The organism is Planosporangium thailandense, from assembly GCF_011947195.1.
Classification (GTDB): Bacteria; Actinomycetota; Actinomycetes; order Mycobacteriales; family Micromonosporaceae; genus Planosporangium; species Planosporangium thailandense.
In genome coordinates this window covers 56633-79399 of sequence record NZ_JAATVY010000002.1, presented here as the reverse complement: position 1 = coordinate 79399, position 22767 = coordinate 56633, and the positions used below count along the sequence as shown (strand labels likewise).

The 22767-nt window shown below is 70.2% G+C and carries 18 protein-coding genes; 13 read left to right on the top strand and 5 right to left on the bottom strand.

Annotation, left to right across the window (positions count from 1 at the left end):
- Nucleotides 1–32 precede the first annotated feature (32 nt).
- Entirely contained in the window at nucleotides 33–494 is a 462-nt protein-coding gene (locus tag HC031_RS03135) for an Lrp/AsnC family transcriptional regulator (protein ID WP_167923632.1), read from the bottom strand.
- A 68-nt stretch (nucleotides 495–562) separates the two neighbouring features.
- On the opposite strand from HC031_RS03135, the gene ddaH reads away from it, so the two are divergent.
- On the top strand, nucleotides 563–1393 hold the full coding sequence (ddaH, locus tag HC031_RS03130) for a dimethylargininase (RefSeq protein WP_338090461.1): 831 nt from the start codon (nucleotides 563–565) through the stop codon (nucleotides 1391–1393).
- A 233-nt stretch (nucleotides 1394–1626) separates the two neighbouring features.
- Nucleotides 1627–3273 carry a hypothetical protein gene (locus tag HC031_RS03125; RefSeq protein ID WP_167923631.1) on the top strand — a complete coding sequence of 549 codons (1647 nt, stop codon included), beginning with the start codon at nucleotides 1627–1629 and terminating at the stop codon, nucleotides 3271–3273.
- On the opposite strand, the gene HC031_RS03120 is transcribed toward HC031_RS03125, so the two are convergent.
- Nucleotides 3270–4475: a thiolase family protein gene (locus HC031_RS03120; protein ID WP_167923630.1), complete on the bottom strand. Its 1206-nt coding sequence runs from the start codon at nucleotides 4473–4475 to the stop codon at nucleotides 3270–3272. The genes HC031_RS03125 and HC031_RS03120 overlap by 4 nt on opposite strands.
- 99 nt (nucleotides 4476–4574) lie before the next feature.
- On the opposite strand from HC031_RS03120, the gene HC031_RS03115 reads away from it, so the two are divergent.
- Nucleotides 4575–5048, top strand: a complete 474-nt coding sequence (locus tag HC031_RS03115) for a PH domain-containing protein (RefSeq protein WP_167924009.1) — start codon at nucleotides 4575–4577, stop codon at nucleotides 5046–5048.
- On the opposite strand, the gene HC031_RS03110 is transcribed toward HC031_RS03115, so the two are convergent.
- Nucleotides 5045–7066, bottom strand: coding sequence for a SpoIIE family protein phosphatase (locus HC031_RS03110; protein ID WP_167924008.1), 2022 nt, complete (start codon nucleotides 7064–7066; stop codon nucleotides 5045–5047). The genes HC031_RS03115 and HC031_RS03110 overlap by 4 nt on opposite strands.
- 142 nt (nucleotides 7067–7208) lie before the next feature.
- Here HC031_RS03110 and HC031_RS03105 point away from each other — a divergent pair, with 142 nt between their 5' ends.
- On the top strand, nucleotides 7209–11579 hold the full coding sequence (locus tag HC031_RS03105) for a HAMP domain-containing protein (protein ID WP_167923629.1): 4371 nt from the start codon (nucleotides 7209–7211) through the stop codon (nucleotides 11577–11579).
- A gap of 42 nt (nucleotides 11580–11621) precedes the next feature.
- Complete coding sequence (locus HC031_RS03100) at nucleotides 11622–12206, top strand: response regulator (protein ID WP_167924007.1); 585 nt, start codon at nucleotides 11622–11624, stop codon at nucleotides 12204–12206.
- Between the two features lie 19 nt (nucleotides 12207–12225).
- Here the strand turns inward: HC031_RS03100 and HC031_RS03095 are convergent, their stop codons facing one another.
- Nucleotides 12226–12555 (bottom strand): anti-sigma factor antagonist, encoded by a 330-nt coding sequence (locus tag HC031_RS03095; protein ID WP_167923628.1) that lies wholly within the window; start codon nucleotides 12553–12555, stop codon nucleotides 12226–12228.
- A 151-nt stretch (nucleotides 12556–12706) separates the two neighbouring features.
- On the opposite strand from HC031_RS03095, the gene hemL reads away from it, so the two are divergent.
- From hemL to ccsB, 6 genes are read left to right on the top strand one after another with little or no spacing between them, the layout of a single operon-like run.
- A complete protein-coding gene (gene hemL, locus HC031_RS03090; RefSeq protein ID WP_167923627.1) occupies nucleotides 12707–14017 on the top strand; it encodes a glutamate-1-semialdehyde 2,1-aminomutase in 1311 nt (436 codons plus the stop codon).
- Nucleotides 14014–14664, top strand: a complete 651-nt coding sequence (locus tag HC031_RS03085; protein ID WP_167923626.1) for a histidine phosphatase family protein — start codon at nucleotides 14014–14016, stop codon at nucleotides 14662–14664. The genes hemL and HC031_RS03085 overlap by 4 nt, the downstream gene beginning before the upstream one ends.
- Nucleotides 14665–14666: 2 nt before the next feature.
- Nucleotides 14667–15224: a TlpA family protein disulfide reductase gene (locus tag HC031_RS03080; RefSeq protein WP_338090458.1), complete on the top strand. Its 558-nt coding sequence runs from the start codon at nucleotides 14667–14669 to the stop codon at nucleotides 15222–15224.
- Nucleotides 15224–15973, top strand: coding sequence for a cytochrome c biogenesis CcdA family protein (locus HC031_RS03075; RefSeq protein ID WP_167923624.1), 750 nt, complete (start codon nucleotides 15224–15226; stop codon nucleotides 15971–15973). The genes HC031_RS03080 and HC031_RS03075 overlap by 1 nt, the downstream gene beginning before the upstream one ends.
- The gene (gene resB / locus HC031_RS03070; RefSeq protein WP_167923623.1) at nucleotides 15974–17548 is read left to right on the top strand and encodes a cytochrome c biogenesis protein ResB; all 1575 of its coding nucleotides are present in this window, start codon (nucleotides 15974–15976) and stop codon (nucleotides 17546–17548) included.
- Nucleotides 17548–18546: a c-type cytochrome biogenesis protein CcsB gene (gene ccsB / locus HC031_RS03065; protein ID WP_167923622.1), complete on the top strand. Its 999-nt coding sequence runs from the start codon at nucleotides 17548–17550 to the stop codon at nucleotides 18544–18546. The genes resB and ccsB overlap by 1 nt, the downstream gene beginning before the upstream one ends.
- A 68-nt stretch (nucleotides 18547–18614) precedes the next feature.
- Here ccsB and HC031_RS03060 read toward each other — a convergent pair whose 3' ends face one another.
- A complete protein-coding gene (locus HC031_RS03060) occupies nucleotides 18615–20183 on the bottom strand; it encodes an LPXTG cell wall anchor domain-containing protein (RefSeq protein ID WP_167923621.1) in 1569 nt (522 codons plus the stop codon).
- Between the two features lie 156 nt (nucleotides 20184–20339).
- Between HC031_RS03060 and HC031_RS03055 the strand changes: the two genes are divergently transcribed.
- Both HC031_RS03055 and mqnP read left to right on the top strand, forming a co-directional pair.
- Nucleotides 20340–21800 carry a menaquinone biosynthesis decarboxylase gene (locus HC031_RS03055; RefSeq protein WP_167924006.1) on the top strand — a complete coding sequence of 487 codons (1461 nt, stop codon included), beginning with the start codon at nucleotides 20340–20342 and terminating at the stop codon, nucleotides 21798–21800.
- Nucleotides 21797–22702 carry a menaquinone biosynthesis prenyltransferase MqnP gene (mqnP, locus tag HC031_RS03050; protein WP_338090457.1) on the top strand — a complete coding sequence of 302 codons (906 nt, stop codon included), beginning with the start codon at nucleotides 21797–21799 and terminating at the stop codon, nucleotides 22700–22702. Before HC031_RS03055 ends, mqnP begins: the two co-directional genes overlap by 4 nt.
- The last annotated feature ends 65 nt before the right edge of the window (nucleotides 22703–22767 follow it).

The window sequence follows — 22767 nt, the reverse complement described above, 5'->3', positions numbered from 1 at the left end:
GACACCGTGAGGTGTCCAACATCCCAGAGATGTCAGTCGCCGGTCGGCGGCGACGCGGGCACCGGGTCGATCAGCCGGGACAGCACGATCATGCTTCGGGTCGACGTCACGAACGGCTCCGCGCGCAGCCGTTCGAGCGCCTGCTCGAGGTGGGCGATGTCGGCCGCGCGCAGGTGGACGAGCGCGTCGGCCTCGCCGGAGACCGTGTACGCCCCCACGACGGCGGGGTCCTTGCGCGCCATCACGGCGAGCTGAGCCGGTGTCGTCCGGCCGGTACAGAACAGCTCGACGAACGCCTCGGTCGTCCAGCCCAGCGCGGCCGGGTCGATGACGGCCGTGAATCCCCTGATGACACCTGCCGCCCGCAACCGGTCGACGCGCCGCTTCACGGCCGGTGCGGACAGCGACACCTTGGCGCCGATGTCGGCGTACGAGGCTCTGGCGTCACTGGTGAGTGACGCAACAATCTGCTGATCTGTGGCGTCCATCTGCAACGAACTGCCCTCGCAACGCAACAACTTCGACTGTTGATGTCAGATCAGCGTACCTACTCTTAATCATCGTGAACCCTCAGGAGCGGAAGGCGCGCAGCCGGATCTATCTGATGTGCCCGCCGGAGCACTTCGCGGTGGAGTACGCCATCAACCCCTGGATGGACACGTCCGCTCCCGTGGACACCGAGCTCGCCCTCAAGCAGTGGCAACTGCTGCGCGAGACGCTGGTGCGGCTCGGCCACGCCGTTCACGTGCTCCCGCCGGAGCCCGGGCTGCCGGACATGGTGTACGCGGCCAACGGCGCGTTCAGCGTTGACGGCGTGGTCTACGGCGCCCGGTTCCGGTACCCGCAGCGGGCCGCGGAGGCGACCGCCCACCGCGCGTTCTACGAGGCGGCGCGGTCCTGGCGGTTCGTCGAACCGGCCGAGATCAACGAGGGCGAGGGCGACTTCGCGTACCTGCCGGCCGCCTACGGAGGCCTGATCCTCGCCGGCTACGGGTTCCGTACCGCTCCGGCGGCACATGCCGAGGCGCAGGAGGCGCTCGGGCGCCCCGCTATCTCGCTGCGCCTGGTCGACCCCCGCTTCTACCACCTCGACGTGGCCCTCGCGGCCCTCGACGACGGCAACATCGTCTACTACCCCGGGGCGTTCTCGGACGCGTCGCAGGCGATCCTGCGCCAACTGTTCCCGTCGGCGGTGATCGCGGACGAGGAAGACGCCCTCGCGTTCGGGCTCAACCTCGTCAGCGACGGACGCAACGTCGTACTGAACAGCGCGGCGAGCGGGCTGGCGGCGAAGCTGCGGGCCGCCGGGTACGCGCCCGTCCCGGTCGAGCTGTCGGAGCTGAAGAAGGGCGGCGGCAGCGTGAAGTGCTGCATCGCCGAGCTGCGACCCTGACGCTGATCGACTGTCCTCGCCGGCGTGCGGTCGGCGAAACATCGCGCCGGTCGGCGCGGTGATTTCCGTCCCCCGAGGGGAACCGACCGTCGGTCGCGCCTGGCGTACCGACGGCGCTCAGGGACACGGCGCTCAGGGACACACGGTGCCCGCCGATTGCCATATGCTTCCCGTCGATCGCTCCACACACAGGCCGCGAGGTTGCCGTCGTCTTCGGAAGGAGCAGCGGGCTGTTGCAGAACGCGCCGGCGTCCCTCGCGGGTGAGCGCGTCGACCTCAACCCGCCGCCGCCCCGGCGTCGTCCCTGGCTGCGCCGACCGGCCATCGTCGCCACCGTGCTCGGCGCGCTCGGGGTCGCGTTCCGCCTGGTCCTCATCGTGGCGGGCTACCCGCGCGCGGACAGCGACGAGGCGACCGTCGGGCTGGGCGCCCTGCACATCGCGACCGGCCGGGACTTTCCGATCTTCTTCTACGGCCAGCACTACATGGGCACGATCGAGTCGTATCTGGCCGCGCCGCTGCTGGCCGTCGGCGGGCCGTCCACGTTGCTGCTGCGGCTGCCGTTGATCGCGCTCTACGTGGGCTTTCTCGTCGCGATGTACCGGCTCGTCGCGGCGACCTACAACGCCTGGTTCGCGGTGCTCGTCGTCGGCGTGCTCGCGCTCGGCTCCGACCGGGTGCTGAAGGACCAGTTGATCGCCCACGGCGGCACGATGGAGGTCAAGCCCGCCGCCGCCGTGCTGCTCCTGCTGGCGTACGCGCTCGCGACGGGCTGGCGCCGTCGGCGCGCCGCCGGCTTCTTCCTGTGGGGGCTGGTCGCCGGCCTGATCCTCTGGGAACACCTCGTGGTCGTGCCGTACGTGCTGGTCGCGGCGGGTGTCCTCGTGGCCTGTGCGGGGCGGGAGCTGGCCGGACGGATGGGCGCCTGGCTGCTCGCGGGGCTCGTGGTCGGGGCCGGCCCGCTCATCGGGTACAACCTGCATCCCGCGCCGGGGGACGACTCCCTGTCGATCTTCCTCCGGCAGAACGACGGGCCGGCCGTACCGCTGCTCCAGCGGCTCGGCGGCGGGACGCTCATGGGGGTTCCGCTCAGTTCGGGCATGTGCGGTCCGGGCGTGTGCCAGCCCTGGCAGCGGGCCTGGGCGCCGGTGTGCCTGGCGTTGCTCGTCGCGAGCGCGGTGCTGGCCGTACGCGCCCTGCGCCGGTCCGGGGGACGGCCCGCCGAGCCGGCGGCGCACCCCGAACGGGCCCGACAGCTCGTCCGGCTCGCGCTGGCGTTGGGTGCGCTGCTCAGCATCGTCGCGTACACGCGCAGTCCGGCGGCGGGGCTCACCCCGATGGAGAGCGGGCGGTACCTGTGTTGCCTGCCGGTGTCGGTGCCGGCGATTCTCTGGCCGCTGTGGCGGCTGTGGGAACAGGGCGCCGGCCGGGTGCGGGTACGGGTCGCCACAGGTGGCGCGGCACTCGCCCTCGTCGTCGTCGCGATGGCGGTGACCACCACGGCGGTCGTGACGTCCGCGGTGGCCGACGCCCGCGCTGACGGGCGCGACCAGCGACACCTGGTCGAGGCGCTGCGGGCCGCCGGCGTGCGGCACCTCTACGCCGGCTACTGGACCTGCAACCGGGTCAGCTTCGACACCGGGGAGTCGATCACCTGCGCGGTGCTCGACGACACGCTCCGGCCGGGGTTCGACCGGTACCTGCCCTACCGGGTGGCGGTGGCCGTCGACAGCCGCCCGGCGTACGTGTTCGTCGCGGGTACGGTGCCGGACACCCGGTTTCGCGCCTACCTGCGCGCGCAGGAAGGGTCGGACGCGCCGCTCCGGGTGGTTGGCCGGTATCGGGTGTACTGGCCGACCACCCGGGTCGAGCTGCCCTAGAGGAGTTCGAGGATGGTCGCGTTGGCCATCCCGCCGCCCTCGCACATGGTCTGCAGGCCGTACCGGATGCCGTTGTCGCGCATGTGGTGCACCAGCGTGGTCATCAGCCGGGCGCCCGAACCGCCGAGCGGGTGGCCGAGGGCGATCGCGCCGCCGCGCGGGTTGAGCCGGGCCGGGTCGGCGCCGGTCTCGGCCAGCCACGCCAGCGGCACCGGGGCGAACGCCTCGTTCACCTCGTACGCGCCGATGTCGTTGATGGACAGACCGGCGCGCTTGAGCGCCTTCGCGGTGGCCGGGATCGGTCCGGTCAGCATGATGACCGGGTCGTCGCCGGCCACGACGGCGGTGTGGACGCGCGCGAGCGGGGTCAGGCCGTGGGCTGCGGCCCATTCGCTGGTGGTGATCGCGAGCGCGGCGGCGCCGTCGGAGATCTGCGACGCCGAGCCCGCGGTGACGACGCCGTCCGCCTTGAACGGGGTCTTCAGGGAGCCCAGCGCCGCCAGCGAGGTGTCGCGCCGGATGCCCTCGTCGGCGGTGACGTCGTCGATCGGGGCGATCTCCGGAACGAAGTCGCCGGCATCGGAGGCCTTCGCCGCGCGGGCGTGGCTTTCGAGGGCGTACTCGTCGAGCTGCTGTCGCGAGAAGCCCCAGCGGGCGGCGATCATCTCGGCCCCGACACCCTGGTTGAATGGGGCGATCTCGCCGTCGGCGTACCCCTCCTTGCCGGCGTAGCGCGCCCGGACCCGGTCGCCGAAGGGCATACCTACGGACAGTCCGGCCCTCGCAGCTTCGCCGGGCGGCCCTGACTGTCCGCCCACCGCCGACGAGCCCATCGGTACCCGGGTCATCGACTCGACACCACCGGCGATCACGAGGTCGGCGTGGCCGGCGATCACCGCGCCCGCGGCGAAGTGGACGGCCTGCTGGCTGGACCCGCACTGGCGGTCGATCGTGGTGCCGGGCACCGACTCGGGCCACCCGGCGGCGAGCACGGCGCTGCGGCCCACGTTCCAGGACTGCTCACCCACCTGCGACACGCAGCCCCACACCACGTCGTCGACGTCTGCCGGATCGAAGCCGGTGCGCTCGGCGAGGGCGGACAGGACATGACCGGACAGGTCCACCGGGTGGATGTGTGACAGGCCGCCCTTGCGTCGGCCCACCGGGGTCCGAATGGCCCCGACGATCACCGCGTCCCGCATTTGTTACTCCTCAGTAGGGTCTTCCGATCGTACCTCCGCCAGGCCCTCGTGGGTCCATACCCGTGCCATCCTTGGGCGGTGGAGTTACGTACGCCGTGGATGCCCGACGAGGGTGACTCGGGCGGGCGGTCCGACCGGCCCGGACCGGCGGGAGAGCTGCGCTGGCGGGTCAACGGGCGGCTGACCGGGCTGAAGATCGCGGTTGCGGTGGTGTTCCTCGGGCTGGCCGCGCTGTTCGGAGCCGACCTGGCCGGCCTGGTGGTCGCACTGGTCGCGGCGGCCGCCCTCGCTGCCTTCGCCCTGCGTGACCTGATGGCGCCCGTCCGGCTCGCCGCCGACGCCGGTGGTGTGACCGTCGTCACCGGCTTCGCCGGCCACCGCCACCTGCCCTGGGCGAGCATCGAGCGGATCCGGGTGGACGAGCGGCACCGCCTCGGCGTCCGCAGCCAGCTCCTGGAGATCGACGCGGGCGACTCGCTGCACCTGTTCAGCGGGTACGAGCTGAGCGCACCCTGTGAGGACGTCGCCGTGGTGCTGCAGGGGCTACGGTCGCAGGCCACCCGCCCTGCCTAGCTCGCCTCGTCGTTGCGGACCGCGAAGATCGCGATGTCGTCGCGCGGTGTTTCCAGCGAGAAGCTGAGCGTGGCCGCCCGTAGCCGGGCCGCGACCACGTCGGCGGGGAAGCCGGCGAGCGAGGACGCCTCCAGGCGCAGCCGCTCCACGCCGTACAGCTCGGCCCCGCGCCGGCGTTCGGTCACCCCGTCGGTGTAGAAGATGAGCGTCTCCCCGCGGGCCAGCGACAGCTTCGCCTGCGGCAACGACACCTTCTTGAGCAGTCCGAGCGCCGTGCCCGACTCGCCGACCAACGAGGTCCGGCCGTCGGTGTGCAGCAGCACCGGCCGGTCGTGCCCGGCCAGGTAGAGCGACACGTCGAGGCGGCCTCCCGTACGGGGAGTCACGGCGGCGAGGGCGAGCGTGCAGAAACGGCCGTTGCCCCGCTCGACCAGGGTCTCGTTCAGCCGGCCGAGGGCCTCCGGAAGCGGCCGGCCATCGCATACCAGGGTCCGGGTGACCTCACGGACCAGGCCCGTGACGGTCGCCGCGTGCACCCCCTTGCCGGAGACGTCCCCGACGACGACCAGCCAGCGTCCGTCGTCGAGCCCCATCACGTCGTAGAAGTCGCCGCCGACCTCCACGCCTTCACCGGTCGGCACGTACTCCGCGCCGAAGTCGATGCCCTCGACCTGCGGCAGCTTCGGTGGAAGCAGCGAGCGTTGGAGCGCCTCGGCCACCCGACGGCGCTCGGCGTGGATGCGGGCGTTGTCGATGGCCAGCGCCGCCCGCCGGGCCACGTCTTCGATGATCGCCAGCTCTTCGGCGTCCAACCGGTGCGCGCTGTCGTGGCCGACCGACAGTACCCCCAGCGCCTGGCCGCGCGCGGACATCGCCACCGCGTGCCCGTTGATCGGGGTGGGCAACGGGATGGCCGCGCTCACCTGCCTCGCGTCGTCGAGCTGCGGCAACGCCTCGGCGAGCAGCTCCTGCAGCTCGGGCGTCGCCGACTCGTCGGTGTGTGCGGTCGCTGCCAGCCGCAGCCCGCCGCCGTCGGCGACGTGCACGGCGCACCACCGGCCCAGCCGTGGGACGACGAGCCGGGGAATCAGGGCGAGCGTCAGCTCCGTGTCGAGGGACTGTGCCAGCAGCTCGCTCACTTCGGCCAGGTAGGTCAGCCAGGTCCGTCGCCGGTTGTCCGTGTACCGGAGCCGGTCGTTTTCGAGCATGAGCGAGAGGCGGTCGGCGGCCATCTCGGGCAGCGCGACGGCGAAACTGCCGACCGGCTGGGTGAACACCAGCTCGCCGCGCCAGGGGCGGCCGACATTTATTGGCACCCGGAGGCCGCCGCGCCCCGGGACCGGCGCCCCGTGGTCGGCGAGCGTGGTCATGCCCCGGCCGTCGGCGCGGTCCACGAGGATCGCCCCGCCCTCTGCGCCGAGCACGGCGCAGAGCCAGCCGAGCAGCTTCTCGCCGAAGTCGGCGATGTCCCCGCTCTGGCCGGAGCGGCTGCCCTCGATGATCGACCTCATGGCGTCGATGCTGACGGTGTCCGTGTCGCCGAGCACGGCGGACGGCGACGCCACGGGGGGCGCCGTTTCGGCAGGCGGTGACGCCGGCGTCGCGGGCGGAGCGGTGACGGCGGCCGCGCCTGCGCGGTCCAGCCGGAACCACACCCCCTTGCGGTCCGGGTAGTGCAGGGTGCCCCAGTACGTGGCGAGCTGATCCACGAGCAGCAGACCCCGACCGCGCTCCTCAAGCTGTTCAATCGGACGGGTGGAACTGTTCGGCTTCTTTTTCGAGTAGTTGTGGGTGATCGGCCCGGCGTGGAAATCCATGACGGTGACGGTGACCGTGTCGGCGTCGGCGGTGACCTCGACGTCGAAGGAGGTACGCGCATGCACCACCGCGTTGGTCGCCAGCTCCGTGGTGAGCAGCAGGGCCTCGTCGAGAACATCGGTGAGGCCCGCCTCGGCGAGCACGGACCGGACAGCGGCGCGGGCGGCGCCGGGGGAGCTATGGTCGGCGGGAAGCCGCATCCGCCGTACCACTTGAGCAGTCACATCTCGCAGTCTCCCCGGAAGGGTGGTAACAATCCAAGCCGGGGCACTCGTTCATATGTGTCGTTGATCCGAGCATTAGAGTGCGGCCAGCTCATCGACCCGCCGCGGGAGGACCGTCATGACCACCGTCGACGAGGTGACCAACGTCGCCACCGACCCGGATGACAACGGCCTGTTGGAGGAGCTGGCACAGGTCCTGACGCGGGTGGGCGATGGTGACTTCAAGCCCCGGCTGCGCCGGCGGACCGGCCTGGCTGGCGAGGTGTGCGACCAGCTCAACCGGGTGATCGACATCCAGGAACACCGCAACCGGGAACTGCTGCGCATCCGGCGCGTGGTCGGCCGGGACGGCAAGCTGACCGAGCGCATCGACGAGGAGCAGTTCGCGGGCGAGTGGGCCGAGGGCGTACACGCGGTCAACTCGCTCATCGACGATCTGGCGAGCCCGACCACCGAGATCGCCCGCGTGATCGTGGCCGTGGCCGAGGGCGACCTGTCGCAGAAGATGGCCCTCGAGATCGAGGGTCACTCCCTCAAGGGTGAGTTCCTCCGGATCGGCCGCACCGTGAACACGATGGTCGACCAGCTGTCGTCGTTCGCCGACGAGGTCACGCGGGTGGCGCGTGAGGTGGGTACCGAGGGCAAGCTGGGCGGTCAGGCGGACGTGCGCGGCGTCGCCGGCACCTGGCGTGACCTGACGGACTCGGTCAACACCATGGCGTCCAACCTGACCAGCCAGGTGCGGTCGATCTCCGAGGTGACCACCGCGATCGCGCACGGCGACCTGTCGCAGAAGATCACCGTGTCGGCGAAGGGTGAGGTCGCCGAGCTGGCCGACACCATCAACTCCCTTACCGACACGCTGCGGATCTTCGCGCAGCAGGTGATCACGGTGGCCCGCGAGGTGGGTACCGAGGGCAAGCTCGGCGGCCAGGCCGAGGTGCCCGGCGTCGCCGGTACCTGGAAGGACCTCACCGACGCCGTGAACTTCATGGCGTCCAACCTGACCAGCCAGGTGCGTAACATCGCCCAGGTCACGACCGCGGTGGCCCGCGGCGACCTCTCCCAGAAGATCACCGTGAGCGCGCAGGGCGAGATCCTCGAGCTCAAGGAAGCCGTGAACACGATGGTCGACCAGCTGTCGTCGTTCGCCGACGAGGTCACGCGGGTGGCGCGCGAGGTGGGTACCGAGGGCAAGCTGGGCGGCCAGGCGCAGGTGTCCGGCGTGTCCGGCACCTGGCGGGACCTGACCGAGAACGTCAACCAGCTCGCCGGCAACCTGACCAGTCAGGTGCGTAACATCGCGCAGGTCACGACGGCGGTGGCGAAGGGTGACCTGACCCAGAAGATCACTGTCGACGCCCGGGGCGAGATCCTGGCCCTGAAGAACACCGTGAACACGATGGTCGACCAGTTGTCGTCGTTCGCCGACGAGGTCACGCGGGTGGCGCGCGAGGTGGGTACCGAGGGCAAGCTGGGCGGCCAGGCGCAGGTGCGGGGCGTGTCGGGTACCTGGCGGGACCTGACCGAGAATGTCAACCAGCTCGCCGGCAACCTGACCAGTCAGGTGCGTAACATCGCGCAGGTCACGACCGCGGTGGCGAAGGGTGACCTGACCCAGAAGATCACCGTCGACGCCCGGGGCGAGATCCTCGAGCTGAAGAGCACCGTGAACACGATGGTCGACCAGCTGTCGTCGTTCGCCGACGAGGTCACGCGGGTGGCGCGCGAGGTGGGTACCGAGGGCAAGCTGGGCGGTCAGGCGCAGGTCAAGGGCGTGTCGGGTACCTGGCGGGACCTGACCGACAACGTGAACTTCATGGCGTCCAACCTGACCGGCCAGGTGCGTAACATCGCGCAGGTTTCGGCCGCGGTCGCGCGCGGCGACCTGACCCAGAAGATCACTGTCGACGCCGAGGGCGAGATCCTCGAGCTGAAGAGCACCGTGAACACGATGGTCGACCAGCTGTCGTCGTTCGCCGACGAGGTGACCCGGGTGGCGCGCGAGGTGGGTACCGAGGGCAAGCTGGGCGGTCAGGCGCAGGTGCGGGGCGTGTCGGGTACCTGGCGGGACCTGACCGACAACGTGAACTTCATGGCGTCCAACCTGACCAGCCAGGTACGTAACATCGCGCAGGTCACGACGGCGGTGGCGAAGGGTGACCTGACCCAGAAGATCACTGTCGACGCCGAGGGCGAGATCCTCGAGTTGAAGAGCACCGTGAACACGATGGTCGACCAGCTGTCGTCGTTCGCCGACGAGGTCACGCGGGTGGCGCGCGAGGTGGGTACCGAGGGCAAGCTGGGCGGTCAGGCGCAGGTCAAGGGCGTGTCGGGTACCTGGCGGGACCTGACTGAGAACGTCAACCAGCTCGCCGGCACGCTGACCACGCAGCTGCGCGCGATCGCCGAGGTGTCCACGGCGGTGACCCTCGGTGACCTCAGTCAGCAGATCACGGTCAACGCCGAGGGCGAGGTCGAGGAGCTCAAGGACAACATCAACCAGATGATCGTCACGCTCCGCGAGACCACCAAGAAGAACGCGGAGCAGGGCTGGCTGGACTCCAACGTGGCCCGGGTCGGCGGTCTGCTCCAGGGCCAGCGCGACCTCGACGAGGTCTGCCGCATGATCATGGCCGAAGTGACACCGCTGGTCGACGCCCAGCTCGGCGCGTTCTTCCTGGCCCGGGAGGAGGACGGGCAGCCGCGGCTGCGGCTGACGGCGTCGTACGGGTACGCCCCCGACTTCGACATCAGCTTCGCCCCCGGCGAGGGGCTGGTCGGCGAGGCGGCGCTGTCCCGCCGCACGGTACGGGTGACCACCCCGCAGCCCGGGGGCATCACGGTGCGCTCCGGTATCGCCAGCACGCCGCCGGCCGACCTGGTCGTGCTACCGGTGCTCTACGAGGGCGAGCCGCTCGGCGTCATCGAGTTCGCCACCGTGTCCGGCTTCTCCGAGCTGCACCTGGCCTTCCTCGACCGGCTCGTGGTGACCATCGGGCTGGCGCTCAACACGATCCTCGCCAACCGCCGCACCGAGGAGCTGCTGGAGCAGTCCCAGCGGCTGGCCCTTGAGCTGCAGGAACAGTCGGCCGAGCTGCAGCGCACCAACGCCGAGCTGGAGGAGAAGGCCGCTCTGCTCTCCGAGCAGAAGGGCAACATCGAGATGCAGAACCGCGAGATCGAGATGGCCCGGCTCGGTCTGGAGGAGAAGGCGCAGCAGCTCGCACAGGCGTCGCAGTACAAGTCGGAGTTCCTGGCCAACATGAGCCACGAGCTGCGGACCCCGCTCAACTCGATGCTGCTGCTGTCCCGCCTGCTCGCCGACAACCCGGAGCAGAACCTGTCGACCAAGCAGGTCGAGTTCGCCCGGACGATCCACAGTGCCGGCTCCGACCTGCTGGCGCTCATCGACGACATCCTCGACCTGTCCAAGATCGAGGCCGGCCGGATGGACGTCGAGCCGGGCGAGGTGTCGTTCAGCGAGATCCGCTCGTACGTCGAGAGCGCCTTCGCCCCGCAGGCGGAGGAGAAGGGGCTGGACTTCGTCGTGACGACCGAGCCCGGCCTGCCGGAGATGCTGGTCACCGACGCGCAGCGGCTGCAGCAGATCCTGCGCAACCTGGTGTCGAACGCGGTGAAGTTCACCGACACCGGTTCGGTCACGCTCCGGATGGCGTTCGCCCCCGAAAGCAAGATGTACCGGGTGCCGACGCTCGACAACGCGCCGCGTGTGATCTCGTTCACCGTCGCGGACACGGGTATCGGCATCTCGGACGACAAGCTCACCCTGATCTTCGAGGCGTTCCAGCAGGCCGACGGCACGACCAGCCGCAAGTACGGTGGCACCGGTCTGGGCCTGTCGATCAGCCGGGAGCTGGCGCGCCTGCTCGGCGGCATGATCGAGGTGACGTCGCGGGTCGGCACCGGCTCCACGTTCACGCTCTACCTGCCGGAGACGATGCCGGTCGAAAATGTGGTGACGCCCGTGGTCGCCAGCGATGCCTTGGCGGTGGCGGCGACGTCCGTACGCTCCGGTACGCCGATGATCCGTACGCTCAGCACCCCCGAACGGCGGCCCAGCCCGGCGGCCCGGCAGCTCGACGGCTCCACCGTGCTGATCATCGACGACGACGTACGCAACGTGTTCGCCCTGACCAGCGCCCTGGAGCTGCAGGGGATGACCGTGCTGTACGCCGACAACGGCGCGGACGGCGTGCGTATCCTCGGCGAGCACGGCCGGGTGGACATCGTCCTGATGGACGCGATGATGCCGAACATGGACGGCAACGAGACGACCCGGCTGATCCGGCGCAACCCGCACTTCGCCGACCTGCCGGTGGTCTTCCTGACGGCGAAGGCGATGCCCGGGGACCGCGAGTCCAGCCTCGCCGCCGGCGCCAGCGACTACATCACCAAGCCGGTCGACCTCGACGAGCTGCTCGAGGTCATGGCGGCCTGGGTCCACGGCGAGGGCCGGGCGGTATAACTGCTTCAGACCGCCCGCGTGCGAAGGAGTCGTTGAGTGTCCATCTCCACCGAGCGCCAGACGGCGAAGGTGCTGCTGGTCGATGACCGGCATGACAACCTGCTGGCGCTGGAGGCGATCCTGCAGGGGCTGCCGGTGCAGGCGGTCAGCGCCAACAGCGGGGAGGAAGCGCTCAAGCACCTCCTCGTCAACGATTTCGCGCTCATCCTGCTCGATGCTCAGATGCCGGAGATGGACGGCTTCGAAACCGCACGCCACATCAAGCGGCGCGAGCGCACCCGGCACATTCCGATCATCTTCCTGACCGCCGCGGACCGGGACTCTCAGCTCGCGCTGCGTGGGTACGCGGTGGGCGCGGTGGACTACCTGTCCAAGCCGTTCGACCCGTGGGTCCTGCGGGCGAAGGTGTCCGTCTTCGTCGAGCTATGGACGAAGACGCAGCAGTTGCAGGCGCAGGCGGAGGTGACGCGCAGCCGCGAGGCGGCGCTGCGGGGGGCCGGAACGGCGATCGACGAGGCCTTGGAACTGCTGACCGTGGCAACGGCCGCGCCCGATGATCGGACCGCCCGTGAGCAGGCCGAGAAGGCGGCCAGCGTGCTGTCGCGGGCGCGGCGGCGGATGTACTGATCTCGGGGCGGTGCCGCCCTCAGGAGGTCGTCTCCTGGATCATGAGCGCGTCCCGCAGGCCGGTGATGTCGAGGACCCGCAGTAGGAAGTCGCCCACGTTGACCAGCACCAGGACGCTCTGGGCGAGCGACGCCTTGCGGCTGAGGACGACCAGCGTGCCGAGCCCCTGCGAGTCGCAGAACGTGACGCCACCGAGATCGAGCACCACCCGCGGCGGTGCGGGGTTGAGAAGTTCGCTGACGGCGGCCGACAGTCGGCCGGCGGTGGACATGTCGATCTCTCCGGCCAGCGTGACGAGCGCCTCGTTCGGGCTCTGCTGGACCGAGATGGATAGATCAGGACGTTCCACTCCGCCAGCCTAACGTGCGCGTCCGGCGCCGGCATCACGTCGTGATGGCCGGTGCGCGGTGACGCGTACCGATCGCTGGCCGTGACCTCGCAGGTCGCGCACAGGGGGCACTGGCATCCAACCCCCCTCAGGCTGCCACAATGATGGAGCCGTGACAGAGACATACCCGGCCGACGCGCCGGCTTCCCAGGCCCTTTTCGACCGCGCCCGCGCCATCGTGCCGGGTGGGGTCAACTCCCCCGTGCGTGCCTTCCGCGCGGTCGGTGGCACGCCCCGGTTCATGGTCCGGGGTACCGGCTGCTGGCTCTACGACGCCGACGACCGTCGTTACGTCGACCTCGTCTGCTCCTGGGGTCCGCTGGTCCTCGGCCACGCGCATCCGGCGGTGGTCGAGGCCGTGACCGCCGCCGCCGCGCGCGGCACGAGCTTCGGCACGCCGACCCCCGGCGAGGTCGACCTCGCTGAGGAGATCGTGGCGCGTACCCCGGTCGAGAGCGTACGGCTGGTCAACTCGGGCACCGAGGCGACGATGAGCGCCATCCGGCTGGCCCGCGGGTACACCGGACGCACCAAGGTCATCAAGTTCGCCGGCTGCTACCACGGGCACGTCGACGCGCTGCTCGCGTCCGCCGGGTCCGGGGTGGCGACGCTCGGCCTGCCCGACACCCCCGGGGTGACCGGTGCCGCCGCGGCCGACACGATCGTGCTGCCGTACAACGACATCGCCGCGGTCGAGCGGGCCTTCGAGAGCGCGCCGGGCCAGATCGCCGCGATCATCACCGAGGCTGCCGCCGGCAACATGGGCGTCGTCGCGCCCCGCGACGGGTTCAACGCCAAGCTGGCCGACCTCGCCCACCGCAACGGAGCCCTGCTCATCCTCGACGAGGTCATGACCGGTTTCCGGGTGTCGCGCTCCGGCTGGGCCGGGCTCGACCCGGTCGACGCCGACCTGTACACCTTCGGCAAGGTCATGGGCGGCGGCCTGCCGGCCGCGGCCTTCGGCGGCCGCGCCGAGGTCATGGACAGGCTCGCGCCGGCCGGCCCGGTCTACCAGGCCGGCACGCTGTCGGGTAACCCGCTCGCCTGCGCGGCCGGCATCGCCACCCTGCGCAACTGCACCGACGAGGTCTACGACCGGCTGAACACCACGGCCGAGGTCGTGAGCAAGCTCGCCTCCGACGCGCTCTCCGCGGCCGGCGTTCCGCACCACGTCTCGTACGCGGGAAACATGTTCTCGGTCTTCTTCACCGACCGCGACGTCGCCAGCTACGCCGACGCGCAGACCCAGAACGTCGACGCGTTCCGCGCCTTCTTCCAGGAGATGCTGGCCCGCGGCGTCTACCTGCCGCCGAGCGCGTACGAGGTGTGGTTCGTGTCCGCGGCGATCGACGACGCGGCGTTGGAGATCATCGAGTCGGCCCTGCCGTACGCCGCCCGCGCCGCCGCGGAGGTTATTGGATGAGCACGAAGACGATCGTCCACGTGCTCCGCCACGGTGAGGTGTACAACCCCGAGAAGATCCTGTACGGGCGACTGCCCGGCTACCGGCTGTCCGAGCTGGGCGTACAGATGGCCAAGGCAGCCGCGGAGTCGCTGGCCGGCCACGACGTGACCCACGTCATCGCCAGCCCGCTCGAGCGCGCGCAGCAGACCGCCGAGCCGTTCGCGGCCCAGTTCGGCCTGCCGATCGAGATCGACGAGCGGCTGATCGAGAGCGAGAACCTGTTCGAGGGCAAGCGGGTGTCCGTCGGCGACGGCGCGCTGCGCCAGCCGCGCAACTGGTACCTGATGCGCGACCCGTTCACCCCCTCCTGGGGCGAGCCGTACACCAAGATCGCGCAGCGGATGTACGCGGCGCTGCTGGACGCCCGCGCGGCCGCCGAGGGGCACGAGGCGGTGTGCGTGTCGCACCAGTTGCCGGTCTGGACGCTGCGCCGGTTCGTCGAGCACAAGCGGCTCTGGCACGACCCGCGCCGCCGCCAGTGCGCGCTCGCCAGCCTGACCAGCTTCCACTTCGAGGACACCCGGATCGTCGGCATCGGGTACTCCGAGCCCGCGGCCCACCTGATCGCCATGTCCCCGGGCGCCCGGACGGCAAAGGGGGCGTGATCGTGCGCCGCCTGAAGCTGCTCGTCTCCGTGCTGGCTGTGCTCGCGGCGCTCGCCGGCTGCTCCTCGCACGCCTCGTCGACCGCCTCGGCGTCGGGCGGCGGGCAGAGCACCTTCTTCGACACCGGCAAGCGGCAGCCCGCGCCGAAGCTCACCGGGGACCTGCTCGACGGCGGCACCTTCGACCTCGCCCAGCACCGCGGCGAGGTCGTCGTGGTCAACTTCTGGGCGTCGTGGTGCGGGCCGTGCCGGGCGGAGGCGGCTGAGCTGGCCGCCGTCGCCGACGCGACGAAGTCCCAGCGGGTCTCGTTCGTCGGCATCGACGTGCGCGACGACCGGGACAAGGCCAAGGCGTTCGTCGACAGCCACGGCATCACCTACCCGAGCCTGTTCGACCCGGCCGGACGTACCGCGCTCGACTTCGCGAAGGTCCCGCCGACCGCGATTCCCAGCACGATCATCGTCGACCGCCAGGGCCGGATCGCGGCGCTGTACACCAAGGCGCTCGTACGCGAGGAGCTGGAACCGGCGGTCAGCAAGGTCGCGGCGGAGCGGGCCTGATGGGCAACACGTTCGCGGGAATCGCACAGTCCGGGCCGCTGTTGTCGGCGGTGGTGGTCTCGGCCATCGCCGGACTGGTCAGCTTCCTGTCGCCGTGCGTGCTGCCGCTCGTGCCCGGCTACCTGTCGTACGTGACCGGTCTCGCCGGCGCGGACCTGGACTCCGGTGCCCGCCGGGGCCGGGTACTGGCCGGCACGTCGCTGTTCGTCGCCGGGTTCGCCAGCGTGTTCGTGGTCGTCAACGTGCTCCTGGCCAGCGCCGGCCGGTCGCTGCTGCGCCATCAGCGCGTCGTCGAGGTCGTCATCGGTGCGTTGATCATCTTGCTCGGGGCGGCGTTCGCCGGCCTGATCCCCGGACTCCAGCGGGAGTGGCGTATCCACCGGCTGCCGAACGCCGGGCTGATCGGCGCCCCGGTGTTCGGCGCGGTCTTCGCGCTGTCGTGGAGCCCGTGCCTCGGGCCGACGCTCGGTGTGGTGCTCGGGCTGTCGGCCGTCGGCGGCTCGATGGGCCGGGCGGTGGTCCTCGCCGCCGCGTACTGCGCCGGGCTCGGGCTGCCGTTCATCGCGTTCGGGCTCGGCTTCCGCCGGCTGTTGGGGGTGTTCCGGGCGATCCGGCGCAACAGCATGTGGATCACCCGGCTGGGCGGCGTGCTGCTCATCGTCGTCGGGTTGGCCCTCGTCACGGGCGGCTGGCTCGACTTCGTCAACTGGTTGCGCGCTACGGTCGGCGCGGGGGAGGTGAGCGTCTAGATGGCAACCGTGGAGGCCCCAGCGGCCGACCGCGTCGACTCCGGTGCGCCGCTGCCGCGCGGCAACGGCTTCGGGCCCTGGGTGGTCGCGCTCGCCCGCCGGGGTTGGCGGCAGCTCACCAGCATGCGTACCGCGCTGGTGCTGCTGTTCCTGCTCGCCGTCGCGGCGATCCCCGGTTCGCTGCTGCCGCAGCGCAGCATCAAGATCGAAGACGTCAACACGTACCTGCGCACGCACGGCTCCCTGGGCCGCACGCTCGACCGGTTCTACCTGTTCGACGTCTTCTCCTCGCCCTGGTTCTCGGCGATCTACCTGCTGCTGTTCATCTCGCTCGTGGGCTGCCTGGTGCCCCGTCTGCGCAGCCACATCACGGCGCTGCTGCGGCAGCCCCCGGACGCGCCGGCGCGCCTGTCACGGATGCCCGCGTACGCGACAGGGAAGGGCGGGGACGTTGAGAAGCTCGCCGCGCTGTTGCGCAAGCGCCGCTTCCGGGTCGCCGTGCGCGGCACGACGGTCAGCGCCGAGAAGGGCTACCTGAAGGAGAGCGGCAACCTGCTCTTCCACTTCGCTCTGCTGGCGATCCTGATCGGTGTGGCGGTCAGCTCGTGGTACGGCTGGCACGGCAGCCGCAACATCGTCGCTGGGCCGGACAACGCTTTCTGCAACACGCTCCAGCAGTACGACGACTACGGCCTGGGCGCCCGGGTGCACCCCGGCGACCTGCCGCCGTTCTGTGTGCAGCTCGACCGCTTCGACGCGACCTACTCCGCCAAGGACCAGCCGACCTCGTACACGGCGTACGTGCACTACTCGGGCGCCGATGGGGTGCAGCACCCGGCCAAGATCCAGGTCAACCACCCGCTGCGGGTCGACGGCGCAGGCGTCTACCTGCTGGGACACGGGTACGCGCCGATCATCAAGTACACCGACCGGTTCGGGCGGTCGCAGACCTCGGTCCTGCCGTTCATCCCGAGCAACGAGGCCACGCTGACCAGCGAGGGCGTCGCTGCGTTCCCCGACGCCAACGTCGACCCGAAGACCGGCAAGCAGGACCCGAACGACCAGATCGGGTTCCAGGGGATCTACCTGCCGACCATGTCGTCGACGGACACGCACAGCGCGGAGTCCCTGCACCCGCAGGAGCGCAACCCGCGGCTCATGCTGGTCGCCTACAAGGGCAACCTGGGCATGGACGCCGGGTTGGCGAAGTCGGTGTACACGCTCGACCAGGCGCGCATCGCCTCCGGCCAGCTCAGGCAGTTCGACACGACGAGGGCGCTCAAGCCCGGCCAGTCGTGGCCCCTACCGGACGGGTCGAAGGTCGAGTTTCTCGGCACCCAGCCGTTCGCGACCATGACGGTCCGCCACGACCCAGGTGAGATGTACGTCCTCGTCGCGGCGGTGTGCCTGCTGGGTGGGCTGCTGCTGTCGCTGTGGGGCAAGCGGCGGCGGATCTGGCTGCGGGTCGACGGCGACCGCATCGAGGCGGCCGGTCTGCCGCGCACCGACTACCCCGGTTTCGCCGACGAGTTCGACGAGATCGTGCAGGCGGCACGAAAAGAAGGGACTTTCTGATGGGCGCCCTTTCCAACCATCTCCTTGTCGTCACGGTCCTGGCATACCTGGTGGCGATGATCGCGTACGCCGCTGAGCTGTCCTTCGGCGGCCGGGGAGCGGTGGCCCGCGCCGCGACGCGAACCGCGGCGCCGACGCCCGAACGGGTACTGGTGACCGTGGGCGCCGGCGGCGATGGCGGCGACCCGGCGACTCCCGCGCCGCCCGCCGCCCCGGCGACTCCCGAGGGCCCCACCGGCCGGACCGCGCTGATCGGCCGGTTCGCGGTCGCGTTGACGGTCGTCGGGTACGCCGCGCATCTGGCGACGATCGTCGCCCGGGGACTGGCCGCCCACCGCGTGCCCTGGGGCAACATGTACGAGTTCGTGCTGGCGGTCTGCTTCGTCGGCGCGACCGCGTGGCTGGTGCTGCTGAACCGCCGCCCCGCCGTCCGCCCGCTGGGCGTGTTCGTGACGCTCGCGCTGATCATCATGCTGTTCATCGACGCGGTCCGGCTGTACACCTCGGCCGGTCCGCTGATGCCAGCGCTCAACTCGTACTGGCTGAAGATTCACGTGACCGCCGCGGTGACCGCGTCCGGGGTGCTCCTCGTCGGCTTCGTCGCCGCCGCGCTGACGCTGATCCGCCTCGGGTACGACCAGGGCAAGCGCTCGTTCCCGTGCTCGCTGGGGTACCGGCTGCCGGCGGCCGAGACGCTGGAGCGGCTGACCTTCCGGGTACACGCGTTCGCGTTCCCGATCTGGACGTTCGCCATCATCTGCGGCGCGATCTGGGCCCGTCAGGCGTGGACCTCGTACTGGACCTGGGACCCCAAGGAGACCTGGTCGTTCATCTCATGGGTGATCTACGCCGGCTATCTGCACGCGCGGGCCACGCCCAGCGTCAAGCGGTGGGTGGCGACCTGCATCGCCGTGGTCGGCTGGGGCACGATGATGGTCAACCTGTTCGTCATCAACCTGGTGGTGACGGGCATGCACTCGTACGCCGGCGTCAAGTGACCGCCCGGTCCTGAACCGACAGCGGCCCCCGGGGTTTCCCCGGGGGCCGCTGCTGTGCCGGGCAGGGATCAGGAGGCGCGGCCGTCCCCGTCCGCGACGAGGACGATCCGGCGCCGCCGGGCGAACAGGTACATCGCGCCGCCGCCGCCGAGCAGCACCACGCCGCCGGCGACGAGCAGGCCGGTCTGGGCGCCGGTGATCGGCAGAGTGCCGCTGCCGCTGCCGCCACCCGAGCCACCGCTGGTCGGGTTGATGACCACGCGGGCCTGGTCGTTGGCCGGGTTGGCATCGTGGATCCAGCCGGGCACCGACGAGACGTACGGGTTGGCGAGGCCCACCGTGCCGGACGCGTCCGGGCTGACCTTGGTGATCTTCAGCTTGAACGTCGCGGAGAGAGTGGCGCCCGCCGCCATGAAGTTTCCGCTGCGGCACCGGTAGTACGCCCCGCCGGGCTGGCCGGGCTGCTCCCGCGGAGTACCGGCGTCGTCGGTCACGGATGCGCAGGTCTGCGGCGCGCTGGTCACCTGCGTGCCCGGCGGGACCTCGAAGACGAAGGCCAGGGCCGGCTCGGCGGCGCGGGTGCTGTCCAGAGAGCCCGGACCGTTGTTCTTCAACCCGACGGTGACCGAGACGACGTCGCCGACCTGTCCGGACGCCGTGGCGCCGATCGCGCCGACGTCGTTCGTGTTGGCCACATCCCAGTCGGCGAAGCCCCAGTTGTCGTTGTCGTAGATCTCAGCCGCCTTCACCGTGGCCCGGGGGCTGGCGATCCGCTTGACGTGCAGCGTCCGCCCACCCGCCCGCGCGCTCAGCGTGAGCCCGGCGCGGGCCGCGTTGGCGGTGGTGAGGCCGTCGACCCGGAAGTCGGTGGCCTCCGCGCCGAACGCGTCGCCGGACACCGTCGCGCCGAAGTCGTCCATCTGCACGGCGTCGCCGGGCGCCATCGCGTCGGCGGGGTCGGTGAAGGTGCAGACCACGACGTGGGTGGTGTGGTCCTCGCCGTACTTGCAGTTGGTGTAGGTGTCCGGAACCAGACCGTGGTCGAAGAACAGCGTGATCTGGTAGCCGTCAGCGGGCTGGTTGCCGGCGTTCATGAACGAGACCGGTACACCGACCTTGTCGTGCGGCTTGGCGGTTCCGGTCTTGACGCGACCCGAGAGCATCACCATGTCCACCCCGTCGGCCAGGGTGACGGTCGAGGTGGACGTGTATGCGGTGAGGCCGTCGGCGGATGTGGTGAGCGAGATCTTCCCGCTGTCACCGGCCTTGGCGCCCGCCGCGGGGCGCAGGACCAGCGGCATGATCTCGTGCAGCTCCGCCGCGTTGGCGAAGGTGCAGGTCTCCACCGGGCCGGCGGCCTTGCAGTTGTCCGGGAACGTGACGGTGGCGACGCCGGCGAGGCCGCTGACGTCGAAGGTGACCTTCAAGCCGGTGGCCCGGGTGGCGTCCACATAGACGGGTACCGCCTTGCCGTGCGAACCGGGGCCACCGATCGTGAGGTTCGTGTCGAGTGATGCGCTGGCCGACGGGGGCTCAGTGACGTCGGCGTGCGCCGGGAGCGCGGCGGCGCCGAGCGCGACGGCAGCGGCCGCGCTGACACCGATCCGAGCCGCCCAGGTACGAGGAGTGCGGTTCATTGACGTCCCTTGTCCAAAGGGGAGGGGGGTTGGGCCGGCGCAGCATATCGAAGTACTTGCCATTGCTCATAGATCGCTGTCGTCGTCGTCCGATTACGATCGGTTATCGTCAGGGCGCTGGTGAGCACGTACCTGCGGGTTGGGACACTTGACGCCATGGCGCGTGGCTTCCCGTACCCGGATCTCAAGGACTTCCTGAAGGCGCTCGATCGCGCCGGTGAGCTGCACCGGGTCAGCGCACCGGTCGACCCGACGCTGGAGATCAGCGAGATCGTCACCCGGACCGTACGCGCGGGCGGGCCGGCGCTGCTGTTCGACAACCCGGTACGCGGCGAGATGCCGGTGGCCATCAACCTCTTCGGTACGCAGAAACGCATGGCGATGGCCCTCGGCGTCGACCACCTCGACGAGGTCGGCCAGCGCATCGGTGAGCTGGTCAAGCCGGAGTTACCGGTCGGCTGGTCGGGTATCCGCGAGGGCCTGGGCAAGCTCATGCAGCTCAAGTCGGTGCCCCCGAAGCGGGTCAAGGACGCGCCCTGCCAGGAGATCGTCTACCGCGGCGACGACGTCGACCTCGACCGGCTGCCGGGTCTGCAGATCTGGCCCGGCGACGGCGGGATCTACCACAACTTCGGGCTCACCCACACCAAGGACCCGGAGAGCGGCAAGCGCAACCTCGGCCTGTACCGGCTGCAGCAGCACTCCCGCAACACGCTCGCGATGCACTGGCAGATCCACAAGGACTCCACCGCCCACCACGCGGTCGCCGAGCGGCTCGGCCAGCGGCTGCCGGTGGCCATCGCGATCGGCTGCGACCCGGTCGTCAGCTACGCGGCGACCGCCCCGCTGCCCAGCGACATCGACGAGTACCTGTTCGCCGGGTTTCTACGCGGCGAGCGGGTCGAGATGGTCGACTGCCTGACCGTGCCGCTCCAGGTCCCGGCCAACGCGCAGATCGTCCTGGAGGGCTACCTCGAGCCGGGTGAGCGGCTACCGGAGGGCCCGTTCGGCGACCACACCGGCTTCTACACGCCGGTCGAGCCGTTCCCGGTGCTGCACATCGAGTGCATGACCATGCAGAAGAACCCGATCTACCACTCGATCATCACCTCGAAGCCGCCGCAGGAGGACGGCCCGATCGGCAAGGCCACCGAGCGTATCTTCCTGCCGCTGCTCAAGCTGCTGATCCCGGACATCGTCGACTACGACATGCCCGAGCCGGGTGTCTTCCACAACTGCGTCATCGTGTCGATCCGCAAGCGGTACCCCAAGCACGCCCAGAAGGTGATGAACGCCATCTGGGGCGCGCACCTGCTCTCGCTGACCAAGCTGATCGTCGTGGTCGATGATGACTGCGACGTGCACGATTACCACGAGGTGGCGTTCCGGGCGTTCGGCAACGTCGACTACGCCCACGACCTGCTGCTCACCCAAGGTCCCGTCGACCACCTCGACCATGCGTCGTACCAGCAGTTCTGGGGTGGCAAGGTCGGGATCGACGCCACCCGCAAGCTGCCCGGGGAGGGCTACCTGCGGGGATGGCCGGAAGAGATGACGATGTCACCGGAGATCGTCGCGCGCGTGGACAAGCGCTGGAAGGAGTACGGGTTCAAGTGACGGTCGCCGTAGAGCCGCGCCCGGGACGGGTGGGATCGTTCCTGCGGCTGGTCAAGGTCGAGCATTCGATCTTCGCGCTGCCATTCGCGTACCTGGCCACGTTGACGGCCATGACGCTGCACGGTCGCCGGGTGCGCTGGCTGGACCTGCTGCTGGTCACCATCGCGATGGTCGGTGCGCGGACGTTCGCGATGGCGGCCAACCGGATCCTCGACCGGCACATCGACGCCCGCAACCCGCGTACGGCAATGCGTGAACTGGTCACCGGCGCGGTGAGCGTGCGGACCGCCTGGACCGGCGCGGTGGTCGCGCTGATCGTCCTGGTGGCCGCCGCGGCGCTGCTGAACCCGCTGTGCCTGGCGCTGTCGCCGCTCGCCGCGATCCCACTGATCATTTATCCGTACGGGAAACGCTTCACCAACTGGCCGCACGCGATCCTCGGCCTCGCCCAGATGGTCGCGCCGGTCGGCGCGTGGCTCGCGGTGACCGGCACGTTCCACGGCTCCGGCCCCGCCTGGGTGCTCGGCGTGGCCGTCGGACTGTGGATCGGCGGCTTCGACCTGATCTACGCCTGCCAGGACGTCGAGGTCGACCGGCAGATCGGCGTGCACAGCGTGCCGGCCCGGTACGGGATCCGCTTCGCGCTGAACGCTTCGTCGGTTGCGCATGTGGCGACTTTTGTGCTCTTCGTCTGGTTCGGTGCGCTCGTCGGCCTCGGCTGGCTGTGGTGGATCGGCCTGCTGGTCACCGCCGTGGTCTTCATCTACGAGCACGCGATCGTGTCACCCACCGACCTGAGCCGGGTCAACCGGGCGTTCTTCGACGCCAACGGATTCGTGGGTATCGCGCTGTTCGTGTTCGCCCTGGCCGACCTGGTGATCCGCAGCGGCCTGAGGGTTTGACGATCTTGGACACTTGTGCGAGCTATAGGTGGCACAGGTGTCCAAGATCGCGGGAGTAGCGTGGA

What these genes read in the sequence shown, in the direction of transcription:
- HC031_RS03060 (WP_167923621.1), bottom strand. Translation starts at nt 20,183, where the DNA reads ATGAACCGCACTCCTCGTACCTGGGCGGCTCGGATCGGTGTCAGCGCG.
- HC031_RS03085 (WP_167923626.1), top strand. Translation starts at nt 14,014, where the DNA reads ATGAGCACGAAGACGATCGTCCACGTGCTCCGCCACGGTGAGGTGTAC.
- HC031_RS03055 (WP_167924006.1), top strand. Translation starts at nt 20,340, where the DNA reads ATGGCGCGTGGCTTCCCGTACCCGGATCTCAAGGACTTCCTGAAGGCG.
- HC031_RS03105 (WP_167923629.1), top strand. Translation starts at nt 7,209, where the DNA reads ATGACCACCGTCGACGAGGTGACCAACGTCGCCACCGACCCGGATGAC.
- HC031_RS03115 (WP_167924009.1), top strand. Translation starts at nt 4,575, where the DNA reads ATGCCCGACGAGGGTGACTCGGGCGGGCGGTCCGACCGGCCCGGACCG.
- HC031_RS03075 (WP_167923624.1), top strand. Translation starts at nt 15,224, where the DNA reads ATGGGCAACACGTTCGCGGGAATCGCACAGTCCGGGCCGCTGTTGTCG.
- resB (WP_167923623.1), top strand. Translation starts at nt 15,974, where the DNA reads ATGGCAACCGTGGAGGCCCCAGCGGCCGACCGCGTCGACTCCGGTGCG.
- ccsB (WP_167923622.1), top strand. Translation starts at nt 17,548, where the DNA reads ATGGGCGCCCTTTCCAACCATCTCCTTGTCGTCACGGTCCTGGCATAC.
- HC031_RS03120 (WP_167923630.1), bottom strand. Translation starts at nt 4,475, where the DNA reads ATGCGGGACGCGGTGATCGTCGGGGCCATTCGGACCCCGGTGGGCCGA.
- HC031_RS03110 (WP_167924008.1), bottom strand. Translation starts at nt 7,066, where the DNA reads ATGCGGCTTCCCGCCGACCATAGCTCCCCCGGCGCCGCCCGCGCCGCT.